The following is a 13,913-nucleotide window of genomic DNA, read 5'->3' on the forward strand; positions in this document are numbered from 1 at the left end:
CTACGACCTCCTCGTCCCAAACGAGGCGCGATACCGGGCTACGCTACACCCCGAGATTTTACTGTTAATCTCTCTTTTGTACTAAGAACTTTCTGCGGAGAGAGGGGGATTCGAACCCCCGGTACGCTTTAACACGTACGCATGTTTAGCAAACATGTGGTTTCAGCCACTCACCCACCTCTCCGGGCTTTGTTTAACTCAAATCCCCTCCTCGTTTCCGAAAAGTGATGCAAATATAAAGGAAGTTTTCCGTCTCTACCAAATCAGAATCAAAATAAATCTAACTTTTTTTAGATATTGTTTTCATCCCGCTGTATGCCAGTAAATTAATTCTTCAATATTTATTAAATCACTTTTTCATTTTCAATGCTCATTAATAATATGAATTGTCTACCTGACGGTTTGAAATGTCTGAGGTATAAAAATCCGTTTAATATTAATCCTGAAAATTATAACAAGACATTCTTTCTGTCGTTTTACAAATCTTAGAACCAAATCAATGTTGCCCTTTACATTTGCTTTTATATTTTTGTAAAAATTTAAATCTATGACTTGGATTCACTCCCTCGGGGCGGAAGAGATTATATTTATAATTATTTTTTTAGTACTCTATCTGACTTATACCTTTCGGGTTTTTTCTGTAGCTAAAAGAGTTGGTCAAGCCTATTCCAATATTTTGCCAAAATTTTTGTTAAGGTCTGCTGTATTTACTTTGCTTATTATTTCCCTGTTAGGACCTTCCTTTGGCGATGATAAAAAGGAAATTAAGGCAGTAGGGAAGGATATTATGATAGCAGTAGATTTATCCGCTTCCATGGATGCTTATGATGTTGCACCCACTAGACTTGAAAAAATTAAATATGAATTGAAAAACATAGTCGATGCTTTTAATTCTGATCGGATTGGTTTGCTAATTTTTTCGTCTGAGGCTTTTGTTCAATGTCCATTAACATATGATCAAAATGCTCTCAATCTATTTATTGAGACATTGAATACAGGTTTGGTTCCAGGAAGCAGTACAGATTTTGGAGGGGCTTTAACAATGGCACATGAAAAATTAACGTCAGAGGAAGGCCCTTCTAATCAGCAAAAATCAAAAATCATCATCCTTATTAGCGATGGTGAGGATTTTGGGGATGACACGGAAAGTGCAGTAACCAAAATCAATGAGTCTGGAATTCGATTGTTTTCACTAGGAGTGGGTACTGAGGAAGGTAGTAAAATCAGAACTCGAAGAGGGTTTAGAAAAGATCGAAGTGGAAATGAAATAATCACCAAATTAGATGCTCGATCTTTAAAGAATCTTGCAGATGAAACAGATGGCGAATATTTTGAGATTAATGAAGGTGAAAATGAAGTGGGAAGGTTAATTGCTACCATTAATAATATAGAAGGGGAATTAAAAGATGCCAAAACTGTTGATGTATCAGCTAATAAATATTTTTATTTTTTGATTGCAGCCATCATTTTGCTGTTATTAGATTTAGTAACCACACTTAAAATAATTAAAATATGAAGAATTTTGTATTGATTTTACTAGGGTTTTTTACTTCTTTTCAACTTGCTGCTATTGATCCTGTAGGAAAAATAGCCAAGGCAAATGCTGCCAAAGAAAGAGCACAACAGGCTTTGAAAAATGGCAATTATGAAAAAGTCGTAGAACACTATACTTACCTTTTAGATTCGTTGGGATATGAAAGTCCTGAGGCTGAATTGAATAGGGCTCACGCCTATTTTCAGTTGAAGGATACAGTCAATGCATTTGATGCTTATAGGAGGGTCTCTGATGTTGAGAACGCCAAATTAAAATCTAGATCTATGCTACAAATGGGTAATCTTTCTGAAATGCAAAAGGAATATGAAAGTGCCCTGTCTTTTTTTAAAGAGGCTTTGAAAGCAGATCCTAGCAATAGTAAGGCTCGTTATAATTATGAGTTGCTCAAAAAGAAAATGCAAGAGCAAGAAAAGCAAAATCAAGATCAGAATCAAGACCAAAATCAAGAGAATAAAGATCAGGAGGAACAAGATCAAGAAAATAAGGACCAACAAAATAAGGAAAATCAAGACTCTGAAAATCAGAAGCAAGACGAGAATCAAGAAAAGAGCCAAGAAGATAAAGAATCGGAGGAGCAGCAACAGAAAGATGATGCTGAGCAGCAAGACGGGGAGCAAAATAAGGAGGAAAAAGGAAAAGAGCAGGAAGAGCAAAAGCAACAGGAACAAAAAGAGGGAGAGGAACAAAAAGATGGGGAAGAGCAGGATATGAAACCAAGTGCGAAACAGAAGCTAGAAGAAATGAATATTTCCGAAGAAAAGGCTCAAATGATATTGGAGGCCTTAAGAAATAAAGAGTCTCAATATTTTCAGCAATTGAGGAAGAAAGCGACCAAAAAACAAGATTCGGGCAAACCTGATTGGTAATTTTGATTCAGGTTTTATCCCAAGCTTATTTTAATTAATTTTACATTGAAACGACTAAAATAAAATTGTAATGCAAGAAGTATATATTGTGTCCGCAGTAAGGACACCAATCGGAAGTTTTGGAGGAAGTTTAGCTAGCCTAAGTGCTGTACAACTTGGTTCTGCGGCTATTAAAGGAGCTTTATCTAAAGCCAATGTAGACGCTAAAGAAGTGAATGAAGTATTCATGGGAAATGTAGTGTCTGCTAACCTTGGACAGGCCCCAGCCAGACAAGCGGCTATAGGTGCTGGAATAGGCTTTAATGTTCCGTGTACAACCGTAAATAAAGTGTGTTCATCCGGAATGAAATCTGTGATGTTCGGTGCTCAGAGTATCATGTTAGGTCATGCTGACACTATCGTTGCAGGTGGAATGGAGAGTATGTCTAACATTCCTTACTATATCCCAAAAGCTAGATATGGCTATAAGTACGGAAATGGCGAATTAGTTGATGGTCTTTTGAATGATGGTCTTTGGGAAGTTTACAATAAATTTCCAATGGGGAACTGTGCCGACAATACTGCCAAAGAGATGAAAATTACTCGTGAACAGCAAGATGAATATGCGATCAATTCCTACAAGAGAGTTGCAAAAGCTACTGAAGACGGAAGCTTTAAGGAAGAAATTGTTCCTGTTGAGGTTCCTCAAAGAAAAGGTGATCCCTTGGTAATTTCTGAAGACGAAGAGTTCAAAAATGTTAGATTTGAAAAAATACCAGGCCTAAGACCAGTTTTTGCAAAAGACGGAACAGTCACTGCTGCAAATGCTTCCACCATCAATGATGGTGCTTCAGCATTGGTTCTCATGAGCAAAGAAAAAGCTGATGCTTTAGGTATAAAGCCAATTGCTAAAATCAGAGGATTTGGTGATGCCGCACAGGATCCACTATGGTTTACTACTGCTCCTTCTCTAGCAATTCCTATTGCTATGAAAAGAGCAGGTCTTAGCAAAGAGGAAGTCGATTTTTATGAAATTAATGAGGCATTTTCTGCTGTAGCCATTGCTAATAATATGGAATTAGGTTTAGATCCTGAAAAAGTTAATGTATTTGGTGGTGCAGTTGCTTTAGGGCATCCTTTAGGAGCTTCAGGTGCAAGAATTATGACGACTTTGCATTCTGTCCTTAGCCAAAAAAATGGTAAAATAGGTGTAGCGGGTATTTGTAATGGCGGTGGCGGTGCTTCAGCTATTGTAATTGAGAAATTGTAAAGGCATTCCCTTGTTTGATGATTTTATATTCATCTACACAATATGGAACTTAACTGACAATTAAGTCATTCTACAATATTTTAACAGCTTGTAAGTTATCTTTGCAAGCTGTTTTTCATTAACCAGATTAATAATTTTTCATGCGAGCTTTCCTCTTCCCCCTTTTTCTCTTTTTGTTTACAACTCAATTATTGTGCGCTCAAGAATTGCAAAAAATTTCCAATTATTATGATAGCACTGATCGTACCTCAACCAAAGAGGTTTACTTCATTGCCAATGGAGATACTAGCCAAATCCAGGGGGAGTATAAGAAATATTACGAAAGTGGTGAACTGATGGCCACGGGTATTTTTAAGGATGGTAAAGAAGATGGTGTTTTTGAAATGTACTATCCTGACGGGACTTTAATGAGAACGACTAACTTTGTAAAAGGAAGTCGAACTGGAAAAACAATAGTTTATGGTAAAAAAGGTAATACTTTGCAAGAAGCCAATTTTAAGAATGATACCTTAAATGGTAAACTCAAGCTGTATTATCCAGAAGGACAACTCAAAAGCGAAAGTGATTTTAAAAATGGGAAGCCTGATGGGGAAGTCTTGGAGTATTTTAAAGATGGAATCTTAGCCCAGAGAATTAATTATAAAAATGGAGAGCCAAATGGTATCAGCCAGCGCTACTACCCCAATGGGAAGATGAAAACCGAGGAGCATTACGTAAATGGGGAATTGAGTGGTGAATTTAAAACTTTCTTTAATAATGGTCAGTTGGAAACAGTTTTTGAAAATCAAAAGGGTGTAAAGTCTGGTGAATTTAAAACCTTTGACAGAGCAGGTAATTTGCTTTTAATTGGTTCTTATAAAGAAGGTAATTTAGATGGTGAAAACATTTCGTATTATTCTGACGGAACTGTAAAAGTTGAGCGCAATTACAAAAATGGCTTTCTTTCAGGGAATTTTTTAGAGTACGATAGCAATGGAAACTTACAAGTGAAAACTGTTTATTCCAATGAAGGAAATGATAGAGAAGTTGAAGAATTGTGGCAAAATGGTAAGCTGAAGTCGACTCAATACTTCAAAAGTGATGAGCCGTTTGGGGAGTGGACATTTTATAATGAAGATGAAGATTTAATAAAGATCGAAAATTATAGTAATGGCCAATTGCATGGGATGTATGCAGAATATTATAATGGGGGAGGACTTAAATATGAAGTAAATTATCAAGTAGGTAAAAAATCTGGATTGGAAATATCTTACTATCCAGACAAGCAAAAAAGGGAAACTACTATTTATAAATTTGGAAAAGCACATGGAGAATACTTTCAATATCATGAAAATGGAAAAGTAGCCATAAGCGGAAAATATGCTGGCAACAAAAAAGTGGAGGAATGGAAATACTTTAATCAAGCTGGTAAATGGTTGAAAACTGAAATTTACTTCAACGATAAACTACAAGAAACTAAATTTGCCGAAGAAGAGAATTAAGGATGCTGTATTTAATTCTACTTGGTTAGGAAAGATCCTATGAATTCAAATGGGTTGTAGGAGAACTTAGAATGCAGAGTTGCGAACTGCATCTTTTTTCACAGAAAAAACCTGCAAAGTGATAATAATTGAGTGAGCGAAATATAAATGAATAAGAATTACAGTTTATACAATAACGCCAAATAATCCCTTTTTACTTTTTTACTAATCAGATTGTAATAGGTAAAGCCGCCTAGAGAGTATAAAATGACATCAATCCAGTCGGCCGTATATGTGGAGGGTTCTACCATTGGTAGAATTCCTTCAAATAGAATACTATAAAACAATACCACGATAGTTATAGCCTTCTTATCTAAGTGATAAAGATCCCTCAGGGGATGAATCCATTGAATTATTTGTGTACTTAGACCAAGGATTACCGGCATGCAAAGAAGGTCGTCAAGATAGGCATGGATAACAGGGACCGTAAAACTAAGCCAATTCTCAATCATCTGATTGGTCAAAAACAAAATCATGGTAATGTAGACCAATGGATTTTTTAGGGTCTGAAAAGTCATAATCATATAGGTAGAACAGCTGCTAACCAAGCGAAAAATCCAACTATCGACATAATTACGATATATGAGATATTACCAGCTTTTTTAGAAAACCTAATAAACGCATTATCATCTTCTCTGATGGTAAACATCCATTTATCCAGCTGTTCTTGTTTGTATTTTTTGATTTGTTCTAGTCTTTCTTGTTTAGGGTCTTGTATAGGTGCTCCACAATTTGAACATTTCTGCTGCTCCGAACCTTCAATATTGTTCCATTCCCCACAATTTTTACACTTAATTGAATTCGCCATATGAAGCTATACGGTTTGAGTCCTAGGCAGTTTTATAAATCCCGATTGCTAAAAGAACCCATCCAGCTATTAAGAAGACGCCTCCAATAGGCGTAATTGCTCCTAATTTAGAGATTCCCGTGGCGCAAAGTGCAAACAGACTTCCAGAAAAAATAATTGTTCCCAACAGGAACGAATATGAAGCGTAGCTTAATAGTCGGTGTTGAAAATGAAGCATCAAAATCCCTAATAGAATCAAGGCCAAACTATGGTACATTTGATATTTGACAGCAGTCTCGTATGTCTCTAGCCTTCCCGCTGCGCTTAAATTGTCTTTTAATGCGTGAGCTCCAAAAGCTCCTAAGATGACTGCTATTGCTCCTGAAATACTACCTAAGATGATAATTAATTTATGTGTCATATTTGCAATTATAAATTTCAGTGGGAGATACTCTGAAAAACTTCCAGTACTATCCTCCAACAGTCAATACTACTTTTTCTTTCTTTCTTCCTTCCGTCTCTGAATTTCTTCCTTTATCAATGAAAACTCTCGACTGCTTTGACCTGCAACTGCTGTATTTTCTTCTGCTCTTCTGAACAAATAGGGCATAACTGCTTTTACCGGCCCATATGGGACGTATTTGGCTACATTATAACCTTTGTCAGCAAGGTTAAATGAGATGTTGTCACTCATGCCGTAGAGTTGAGCAAAATGTACTCGCTGGTCACTAGGCTGAATACCATGCTTATCCATCATATAAGCTAGAAAATAGTTGCTATATTGATTATGAGTACCGTTAAATACGTAAAAATTATCTAAGTTTTCAACACAATACTCCAAGGCAGAATTATAGTCTATGTCAGTTCTTTCCTTCGAAATTTGGATGGGATTAGGATACCCCATTTCTTCTGCTCTTTCCGCTTCCTTTTCCATATAGGCACCTCTTACTAATTTTGCACCAATGAAGTAGCCTTTCTCAGATGCTCTTTTATGTGCTTTTTTCAAATTCTCAAACATATCTGCACGATACATTTGGTAAGTATTATAAATGATGGCAGTTTCTTTATTGTATTTTTCCATCATTTCATACACTACCTCATCTATTGGATCTTGCAACCAGCTTTCTTCTGCATCAATTAATACTCTTACATTTTGATCATGAGCTGCTTGACATATTTTCTCAAATCTTTCAATATTCCTTTGATGGATTCCCTCTTCTTTCTCCGTCAATTTCTGACCGGCCTGAATTTTTGTGAAGATTTTCCCTAAAGCAATACCTGATGGTTTAAATACACAAAAGGGGATATTATCATCATTAGCAGCACGATCAATCGTTCTCAGGATTTCATTCATAGTTTTATCAAATCCTTTTTCATTTTTGGCCCCTTCTACGGAATAATCTAAAATGCTTCCTATTCCGTGAGAAGACAGCTCATCAATAGTGCCTTGGCTATCCTTGATAGTTACCCCTCCACAAAACTGGTCATAAACCGTCCAGTAGATCAATTTGCTGATGGGTAGATGCAAAGCAAATCCTAGCTTCACAAAAAATTTACCAATAGCTACTAACCATCCTTTCCCCATTAAAGTGAAAAGCCAATATGCTTTTCTTAATTGTCGATCTGACTTGCTGGTGAAGGCAATGGATACATCATCAAAAATTGGGTTTGTTGTTACTTCCATACAATTAATTTAAGTCCGCAAATATAAGGAAAACGATGTCACGTCCTTTTTGTTAAATTGATTAAATTGCATCTTTTTATTAAAAATTTTATGAAGATTAAAAATTGGTATTCAACAGGGAAACCGTGGGTAATTGCTGGCCCTTGCAGTGCGGAAACAGAAGAACAGTTGATACAAACGGTTGATGGATTGGTGGAGAGTGGTATTACAACTATTAGAGCAGGGGTTTGGAAGCCAAGAACTAGACCTAACAGCTTTGAAGGTGTAGGTGAAATGGCTTTTCCCTGGATTAAAAAGGCTAAAGAGCTATATCCACATTTGCAATTTGCAATAGAAGTAGCTTCTGCTGAACATGTAGACTTAGCATTAAAAAACGATATTGATATTTTATGGGTAGGAGCAAGAACTACTGTTAATCCTTTTAATATTCAAGAGATTGCGGAAGCGGTGCGAGGTGTTGATGATATCCCTGTTTTAGTGAAGAACCCCATTAATCCGGATTTGGCTTTATGGGTTGGAGCATTGGAGAGATTTGATGCTGTGGGAATCCAAAAACTAGGCGCAATTCATAGAGGTTTTTCTACCTATCAAGAAAGTATCTATAGGAATATTCCTCTATGGCAAATTCCAATAGAACTTAAGTCACGTTATCCTGAAATCCTTCTGATCAATGACCCAAGCCATATTGCAGGCAAAAGAGATCTACTTTTTGAAATCGCACAGAAGGCAATGGATTTACAGTATGATGGTCTAATTATTGAATCACACCGTAATCCTGATGAGGCATGGAGTGATGCTGCTCAGCAGCTGACTCCATTAGCTCTTAAAGAAATGCTAAACCAACTTAAAATCCGAGAGAAGAGCTTTCCAAATAAGGATTTTAGAAATGAGTTGGAAGGGATAAGAGACCAAATTGATGAAACAGATAAGGAATTGTTAGAAGTGTTATCTAGAAGGTTGGAATTAGTTAAGAAAGTAGGGCAGTATAAAAAAGAAAAAAATGTGGCTATATTTCAATTGGAACGTTGGAATAAAATTCTAGAAAACCGTCCTTTATGGGGAGAGAAATTGTATTTGGATGCTCAATTTGTGAAATCTGTTTATCAAAGTATTCACGATGAGTCCATAAGGATCCAAACTGAAATCTATAATGAAGAATAAGAAGAAAATTTATACGCTGGGACCCAAAGGTTCATTTCATCATCTTTCTTGTGTTGAATATTTAGGTGGCCAACAAGAAATAGAATTTTGTGAAAGTTTTGCTGGGATTTATGAAGCAGTTCAAGCTGGACATCTCGGTTGGATTGCGCTGTATAACACTTTAGCTGGAGTCGTTGAAAACCATGAAAATGAAATTAACAAGAATTTCACCTTGCTAGACGAGATGGAATATGAGGTAAAATTGTGCGTTTGTTCAAAACCGCAAATAAAACTCAAGGATATAGTGAAACTATATTCCCACGAAAAAGCCTTTGGAGAAAGCAAAAGATTTATTGCTGAGAATTTCCCAAATGCTACTTTGATTACCTGCTCTAGCACTTCTCACGCAGCAGATAAAGTGTCTAAGGAAAATGAGCTAAAGGCTGGAGCGATTTGTCACGCAGAAACTGCGTCCTTTTATGGTTTAAGCATTGTTTCAAGTATTCCGAATAAAAGAAAAAATCTGACGAGTTTTGGATTGTTTGCTGGGTGATTTCGGAAACATTGCGCAGGGAATTTGTCTACTTCAAATTCGGGGCAGATTTCCTTTCACCTTTTAATTATTAGAATGAAAACCGATAGTGTTACCTTCCGTATCCATGCAAATGCTACAAAATCCATGCTCACCAATAGGCTCTTTTTGCTGCAATAATTGTCCACCAGCAGCTTCAACTCTTGCTGCCTCTTTTCCACAGTCCTCGCTAGTGAAATAAATTAATGTACCACCACTACCAGGTTTTATCTCCTTTGTTTTACAGAGGGCCCCACTAATATTAGCATCTGATTCATTCCAGGGAAAGCTTACCATTTCTAAGTCTCCAAATCCACCAGGTGTTTGCATCGGAGTCATTTTTATTTGCAATACTTCTTCATAGAATTTTTGAGCCCTGCTCATATCTTCCACATAAATTTCTACCCAAGTAAATGGATTCTTTGATTGTGTTGCCATCTTTTTGTTTTTTAAAGAAAAAGTGAATAAATATTAATAATATCAACTGTTAACTAAATCCCTGGTTTCTTCTTGTTTTAAACCTTTTGCATGTAAAGTAATTCCGTACTCCAAAAACGCCTTTAAATTGGTAAGCCAGAATGTCCAGCCGGTGCTGCATCCTACATAAATTTCCATTTTACTTTTTTCATCAGTAGGGATGCTGTTTTGAGTTAAAATCACCTCTGTCTTCCCATCAATTTCATTAAGTTGTATTGTTACCGTTCCACCGGTTCCAAATGTGAAGGATATCAAATCTTTTCCATTAGCTTCTAAAATGTCACCTTTTTCAGTAAAGTCCCAATTATTCCATTTCCATGTAAATGTATCTCCCTTCTGCACAAAATCGTCAGGGGTTCTCTGTCCAGCATCGAAGTTGAAACTTGCGCTTTCTAGAAACCATTTTTCAATTTTCGATTGAGTTGCCCAACATTGATATACGAGGTCAACAGATTTACTAATAATTATCCGTTTAGAAAATGTGTTCCAGTTATTCATTCCGGTGGTATTAAATGTAATTAAAATTGTGAGTCATTATACTGAGCCATTCACTAAATGCTTGTTTTTACTTCAGTCGAGAGCAGTTTCAGTATGCAATTTAAGGTGAAAAGACTGCAATAGATGGTAACTGTCATTCAAGACTCTAAAATCTTTTTTAATTCCTGTAAGCCATATTCAAAATCAGCTCCGAGCATAGCTTCAAAGTCCATGGCTAACAACATTAAGTTCATCGGATAATCCATTCTACCTTTGAAGCCCCAGATGACTTTTGTTTGATTGTCACCAACAGATTCTACTTCTATATATGCTTTTTCGGAAGATTCAAATGGTTCGAAAAACCTCAAAGCATAATCTATTCTTTTCCCTTCTTCAATACTTAAGATTTCTTGCTCCCCAACTCCAACATCGCTGCTGTCACTCTCCCAAGAGGACATGAACCCTACAGTCCCATCTACTCCTTTATATTCTTTTTTCATATGTGGATCCATGGTACTCCACTTGCTGAAGTTATCTTGGTTTTTTAGATACTTCACGTAATCAAATACTTCTGATTGACTTTTATTTATTACAATTTCTCGCTCCACAGCATAGTCCTTTTCAGTAAAAGCACCTACAATTAAAGCCAATATGATGAAACCTAGAATGGCAATTCCTATAATTTTTAAAATTTTCATATGTAATAGTTTAAAAAGTGTAATCGAAAATAAAGATTTAATTTGAACGGATTGATAATATGTTATTCCTGATCCTTCTCATCTTTCTTTTTTTAGATTGTTAGTAGTAAGTTATTAAGCATGTCACAGCTAATAATAAGGTATTTTTTAATGATATTTTGAATTAGTGTTATAAACCAAATAATAAAAGCTAACGAACGTTAGATAAGGGTGTTATAGCTATTTTTATAAAATAATTTAGAATTGTATTTTGTTTTAAAGAATCATCATTTTACATTTGAAGCATGAGAAAAACACAAGGACGTTTTTATTTTTACTTTTATTTTAGCCCGTTCAGGCGAGTCGGTCCTTGTTATGCTATGTAATTTCTAAATTAAATCATACTGCAAGCCCGATTCGAGAGAGTCGGGCTTTTTTTTTGCCCGTTCAGGATTGAAATGCTACGGGATCAAATTTTAATCGAATTGAAACAGGAATAGTAAAACAAGAAAATTATGAATACTTTAAAAATGAAAGATTGGGGCTTGGGACTAGGAAAGCACGTGGTAATCGCAGGCCCATGTTCAGTTGAAACTGAAAAGCAAATAGATGAGCTTTGCAATAGCTTTGAACGAGAACCGCAAATTGGAATGTTTAGAGGTGGTGTTTGGAAACCTCGAACACGGCCAGGTAATTTCGAAGGCTTGGGAGAAGAAGCATTACCTTGGCTTCAAAAGGTCAAGAATCGTTTGCATATTCCCGTTTGTGTGGAAGTTGCCAATGCCAATCATGTAGAATCTGCTTTAAAGCACGGGATAGATGTATTATGGATCGGTGCTAGAACAACTGTGAATCCATTCTCAGTACAAGAGATTGCAGATTCTTTACGAGGGGTTGATATTCCAGTAATGGTTAAAAATCCAATCAATCCAGATTTAGCCTTATGGGTTGGGGCTTTAGAAAGGATGTACGATGTTGGTATCAATAAATTAGCTGCAATTCATAGAGGATTTGCTGATCCTTATGACAAAATTTACAGAAATAAGCCGAATTGGAATTTAGCTATGCAGTTAAAATTGGAGTTACCTGAAATAGAAATCATTAATGACCCAAGCCATATTGCAGGGAAATCGGAAATGGTACAAACTGTAGCTCAAAGAGCTTTAAATTTTGGAATGGACGGACTAATGATAGAAACTCATCCAGATCCTGCAAAGGCCTGGTCAGATGCTCGACAGCAGTTAAACCCTGAGCAATTATTAACACTTCTGAAGGAGATTTCTTTTCGTGAGAGAATAGATTTTGAAAATCAAATTCCTGAAAATTTGAAAGAAATGCGTGATTCTATCGATCATATTGATCAAAAACTAATAGATTTACTATCTGATCGATTTCATTTGATTGACAAAGTAGGGGCATACAAAAAAGCACATGACTTATCAGTTTACCAAGTAGGCAGATGGAAAGATGTTTTAGCTAGCAGGGTAGCGTTAGGTACTGAAAAAGATATGAGTGAAAAATTTATGAAAAGCTTACTGGTCGCCATACATGATGAATCAATCAAAAGACAAGAAAAGCAGATTGCTAACAAAGACGTAGAACCTTTAACCATTATATGAGCAAAGTATATTTTGAGAAAGTTAGCTATATAACGGAGCTTCTTGCTTCAGGTCAATACTCTCAGGTGTTTGTATTAGTAGATGAAAATAGCAAGGAGTATTGCTATCCTATACTTAAGGAGTATTTAGAGCCTCATAAATTAATTGAAATTTCTTCTGGAGAGAGAAATAAAACGCTTAGCAGTTGCAATTTGGTTTGGAGTGCACTAACTAATGCCACAGCGGATCGGAAGACATTACTTATCAATTTAGGTGGAGGGGTAATCACTGACATGGGAGGATTTTGTGCAGGTACTTATAAGAGAGGAATTAGATTTATAAACATCCCAACCACTTTATTATCACAAGTGGATGCAAGCGTGGGAGCTAAAACCGGTATTGACTTTCAGGGCTATAAGAATCATATCGGATTATTTTGTGAAGCAGAGGCTGTATTGGTAGATTCGGTATTTCATGATACCTTACCTCAAAAGCAATTGATTTCAGGTTATGCTGAAATGCTTAAACATGGCTTAATAGCAAATCAAAAGCATTGGCAAGCTTGTCTTGATAATGGTAGTAATAGTTTCGGGAACGAAATAATACAACAGTCAGTAGCAATAAAAGAAGAAGTTGTAAAAGCAGATCCTACAGAAAAAGGATTAAGAAAAATATTGAATTTTGGACATACGATAGGCCATGCAATAGAATCTCATTTATTAGGTACAAGCAGTGAATTATTACATGGAGAGGCAATAGGGATCGGTATGATTGCAGAAGCTTATATAAGCAAATATAAAGGATTACTAGCTGAAAGTGAGTTTCAGATTATAGTAGAGGAATTAAGGAAAATTTACAGCAGTCCTAAAATTGAAAAAGCCTCTTTAAATAATATAAAAAGGCTTTGCAAGCAAGATAAGAAAAATGAAAATGGTAACCTCAATATGAGTTTACTTCAGAATATTGGCACAGCAGTCTATGATATTCCTGTTGAAGAGGAAGTGATAGATCAAGCCCTAGCCGAGATATTATAACTTCATTTTTTCACGAAAAGTCTTAGCACTGTGAATAGCAGAATCACTTAAATCATTAAGCCAATCTGAGTCTAATCCTTCTTCAGTGTGTCTTTTGATATTTCTTAATCGATCTGTTACAGTTCTTGTAACTTTTTTACCATTTTTACTGCTTAAAAAAGCTCCTGCGGCAACAACAGCAGCCGCACCTGCTAAGAATGAAAAAATTGATTTACTTGTGGCACTCATTTTATTTAAATTTTAAAGTTGACAGCTTTATAACGTTCAACTTATAAAAA

At 35.9% G+C, this 13,913-nt stretch carries 16 protein-coding genes and 1 tRNA gene; 8 read left to right on the forward strand and 9 right to left on the reverse strand.

Going from position 1 to position 13,913, the window contains the following annotated elements; genetic code table 11:
- Positions 1-95: 95 nt before the first annotated feature.
- Positions 96-184 (reverse strand) — tRNA-Ser (locus tag AAC601_RS16950).
- A gap of 363 nt (positions 185-547) precedes the next feature.
- On the opposite strand from AAC601_RS16950, the gene AAC601_RS16955 reads away from it, so the two are divergent.
- From AAC601_RS16955 to AAC601_RS16970, 4 genes are all read left to right on the forward strand, one after another.
- Positions 548-1,516 carry a VWA domain-containing protein gene (locus AAC601_RS16955; RefSeq protein ID WP_303270328.1) on the forward strand — a complete coding sequence of 323 codons (969 nt, stop codon included), beginning with the start codon at positions 548-550 and terminating at the stop codon, positions 1,514-1,516.
- Positions 1,513-2,421, forward strand: a complete 909-nt coding sequence (locus AAC601_RS16960) for a hypothetical protein (RefSeq protein ID WP_340153908.1) — start codon at positions 1,513-1,515, stop codon at positions 2,419-2,421. Before AAC601_RS16955 ends, AAC601_RS16960 begins: the two co-directional genes overlap by 4 nt.
- Positions 2,422-2,491: 70 nt before the next feature.
- A complete protein-coding gene (locus AAC601_RS16965; RefSeq protein WP_340153909.1) occupies positions 2,492-3,670 on the forward strand; it encodes an acetyl-CoA C-acyltransferase in 1,179 nt (392 codons plus the stop codon).
- A gap of 140 nt (positions 3,671-3,810) precedes the next feature.
- Positions 3,811-5,151 carry a toxin-antitoxin system YwqK family antitoxin gene (locus AAC601_RS16970; protein ID WP_340153910.1) on the forward strand — a complete coding sequence of 447 codons (1,341 nt, stop codon included), beginning with the start codon at positions 3,811-3,813 and terminating at the stop codon, positions 5,149-5,151.
- Positions 5,152-5,309: 158 nt separating this feature from the next.
- Here AAC601_RS16970 and AAC601_RS16975 read toward each other — a convergent pair whose 3' ends face one another.
- The 4 genes from AAC601_RS16975 to AAC601_RS16990 form a co-directional block, all read right to left on the reverse strand.
- Positions 5,310-5,708 carry a magnesium citrate secondary transporter gene (locus tag AAC601_RS16975; RefSeq protein ID WP_340153911.1) on the reverse strand — a complete coding sequence of 133 codons (399 nt, stop codon included), beginning with the start codon at positions 5,706-5,708 and terminating at the stop codon, positions 5,310-5,312.
- Positions 5,709-5,710: 2 nt separating this feature from the next.
- On the reverse strand, positions 5,711-5,998 hold the full coding sequence (locus tag AAC601_RS16980; protein WP_303270323.1) for a hypothetical protein: 288 nt from the start codon (positions 5,996-5,998) through the stop codon (positions 5,711-5,713).
- Positions 5,999-6,020: 22 nt separating this feature from the next.
- Positions 6,021-6,398 carry a DUF423 domain-containing protein gene (locus AAC601_RS16985; protein WP_303270322.1) on the reverse strand — a complete coding sequence of 126 codons (378 nt, stop codon included), beginning with the start codon at positions 6,396-6,398 and terminating at the stop codon, positions 6,021-6,023.
- A 69-nt stretch (positions 6,399-6,467) separates the two neighbouring features.
- Positions 6,468-7,661, reverse strand: a complete 1,194-nt coding sequence (locus AAC601_RS16990) for a proline dehydrogenase family protein (protein ID WP_340153912.1) — start codon at positions 7,659-7,661, stop codon at positions 6,468-6,470.
- Positions 7,662-7,751: 90 nt separating this feature from the next.
- Between AAC601_RS16990 and AAC601_RS16995 the strand changes: the two genes are divergently transcribed.
- Entirely contained in the window at positions 7,752-8,822 is a 1,071-nt protein-coding gene (locus AAC601_RS16995) for a bifunctional 3-deoxy-7-phosphoheptulonate synthase/chorismate mutase type II (RefSeq protein ID WP_340153913.1), read from the forward strand.
- On the forward strand, positions 8,812-9,354 hold the full coding sequence (locus tag AAC601_RS17000) for a prephenate dehydratase domain-containing protein (protein ID WP_303270320.1): 543 nt from the start codon (positions 8,812-8,814) through the stop codon (positions 9,352-9,354). The genes AAC601_RS16995 and AAC601_RS17000 overlap by 11 nt, the downstream gene beginning before the upstream one ends.
- A gap of 63 nt (positions 9,355-9,417) precedes the next feature.
- Here the strand turns inward: AAC601_RS17000 and AAC601_RS17005 are convergent, their stop codons facing one another.
- From AAC601_RS17005 to AAC601_RS17015, 3 genes are all read right to left on the reverse strand, one after another.
- Positions 9,418-9,810 (reverse strand): VOC family protein, encoded by a 393-nt coding sequence (locus AAC601_RS17005; protein ID WP_303270319.1) that lies wholly within the window; start codon positions 9,808-9,810, stop codon positions 9,418-9,420.
- Between the two features lie 42 nt (positions 9,811-9,852).
- Positions 9,853-10,347 carry an SRPBCC domain-containing protein gene (locus tag AAC601_RS17010; RefSeq protein ID WP_340153914.1) on the reverse strand — a complete coding sequence of 165 codons (495 nt, stop codon included), beginning with the start codon at positions 10,345-10,347 and terminating at the stop codon, positions 9,853-9,855.
- A gap of 137 nt (positions 10,348-10,484) precedes the next feature.
- Positions 10,485-11,024 carry an SRPBCC family protein gene (locus AAC601_RS17015; RefSeq protein WP_303270317.1) on the reverse strand — a complete coding sequence of 180 codons (540 nt, stop codon included), beginning with the start codon at positions 11,022-11,024 and terminating at the stop codon, positions 10,485-10,487.
- Positions 11,025-11,518: 494 nt separating this feature from the next.
- Between AAC601_RS17015 and AAC601_RS17020 the strand changes: the two genes are divergently transcribed.
- Together AAC601_RS17020 and aroB are read left to right on the forward strand one after the other, a co-directional pair.
- Entirely contained in the window at positions 11,519-12,622 is a 1,104-nt protein-coding gene (locus tag AAC601_RS17020) for a chorismate mutase (RefSeq protein WP_340153915.1), read from the forward strand.
- The gene (aroB, locus tag AAC601_RS17025) at positions 12,619-13,635 is read left to right on the forward strand and encodes a 3-dehydroquinate synthase (protein WP_340153916.1); all 1,017 of its coding nucleotides are present in this window, start codon (positions 12,619-12,621) and stop codon (positions 13,633-13,635) included. Before AAC601_RS17020 ends, aroB begins: the two co-directional genes overlap by 4 nt.
- Here the strand turns inward: aroB and AAC601_RS17030 are convergent.
- On the reverse strand, positions 13,630-13,863 hold the full coding sequence (locus tag AAC601_RS17030; RefSeq protein WP_340153917.1) for a hypothetical protein: 234 nt from the start codon (positions 13,861-13,863) through the stop codon (positions 13,630-13,632). The genes aroB and AAC601_RS17030 overlap by 6 nt on opposite strands.
- Positions 13,864-13,913: the final 50 nt, after the last annotated feature.

This window comes from uncultured Marivirga sp. (genome assembly GCF_963974845.1).
In the GTDB taxonomy this organism is placed as follows: Bacteria; Bacteroidota; Bacteroidia; order Cytophagales; family Cyclobacteriaceae; genus Marivirga; species Marivirga harenae.

Bases quoted from the DNA above. Each gene is read 5' to 3' on its own strand.
- AAC601_RS16955 (WP_303270328.1), top strand. From the start codon at position 548: ATGACTTGGATTCACTCCCTCGGGGCGGAAGAGATTATATTTATAATT.
- AAC601_RS16960 (WP_340153908.1), top strand. From the start codon at position 1,513: ATGAAGAATTTTGTATTGATTTTACTAGGGTTTTTTACTTCTTTTCAA.
- AAC601_RS16965 (WP_340153909.1), top strand. From the start codon at position 2,492: ATGCAAGAAGTATATATTGTGTCCGCAGTAAGGACACCAATCGGAAGT.
- AAC601_RS16970 (WP_340153910.1), top strand. From the start codon at position 3,811: ATGCGAGCTTTCCTCTTCCCCCTTTTTCTCTTTTTGTTTACAACTCAA.
- AAC601_RS16975 (WP_340153911.1), bottom strand. From the start codon at position 5,708: ATGACTTTTCAGACCCTAAAAAATCCATTGGTCTACATTACCATGATT.
- AAC601_RS16980 (WP_303270323.1), bottom strand. From the start codon at position 5,998: ATGGCGAATTCAATTAAGTGTAAAAATTGTGGGGAATGGAACAATATT.
- AAC601_RS16985 (WP_303270322.1), bottom strand. From the start codon at position 6,398: ATGACACATAAATTAATTATCATCTTAGGTAGTATTTCAGGAGCAATA.
- AAC601_RS16990 (WP_340153912.1), bottom strand. From the start codon at position 7,661: ATGGAAGTAACAACAAACCCAATTTTTGATGATGTATCCATTGCCTTC.
- AAC601_RS16995 (WP_340153913.1), top strand. From the start codon at position 7,752: ATGAAGATTAAAAATTGGTATTCAACAGGGAAACCGTGGGTAATTGCT.
- AAC601_RS17000 (WP_303270320.1), top strand. From the start codon at position 8,812: ATGAAGAATAAGAAGAAAATTTATACGCTGGGACCCAAAGGTTCATTT.
- AAC601_RS17005 (WP_303270319.1), bottom strand. From the start codon at position 9,810: ATGGCAACACAATCAAAGAATCCATTTACTTGGGTAGAAATTTATGTG.
- AAC601_RS17010 (WP_340153914.1), bottom strand. From the start codon at position 10,347: ATGAATAACTGGAACACATTTTCTAAACGGATAATTATTAGTAAATCT.
- AAC601_RS17015 (WP_303270317.1), bottom strand. From the start codon at position 11,024: ATGAAAATTTTAAAAATTATAGGAATTGCCATTCTAGGTTTCATCATA.
- AAC601_RS17020 (WP_340153915.1), top strand. From the start codon at position 11,519: ATGAATACTTTAAAAATGAAAGATTGGGGCTTGGGACTAGGAAAGCAC.
- aroB (WP_340153916.1), top strand. From the start codon at position 12,619: ATGAGCAAAGTATATTTTGAGAAAGTTAGCTATATAACGGAGCTTCTT.
- AAC601_RS17030 (WP_340153917.1), bottom strand. From the start codon at position 13,863: ATGAGTGCCACAAGTAAATCAATTTTTTCATTCTTAGCAGGTGCGGCT.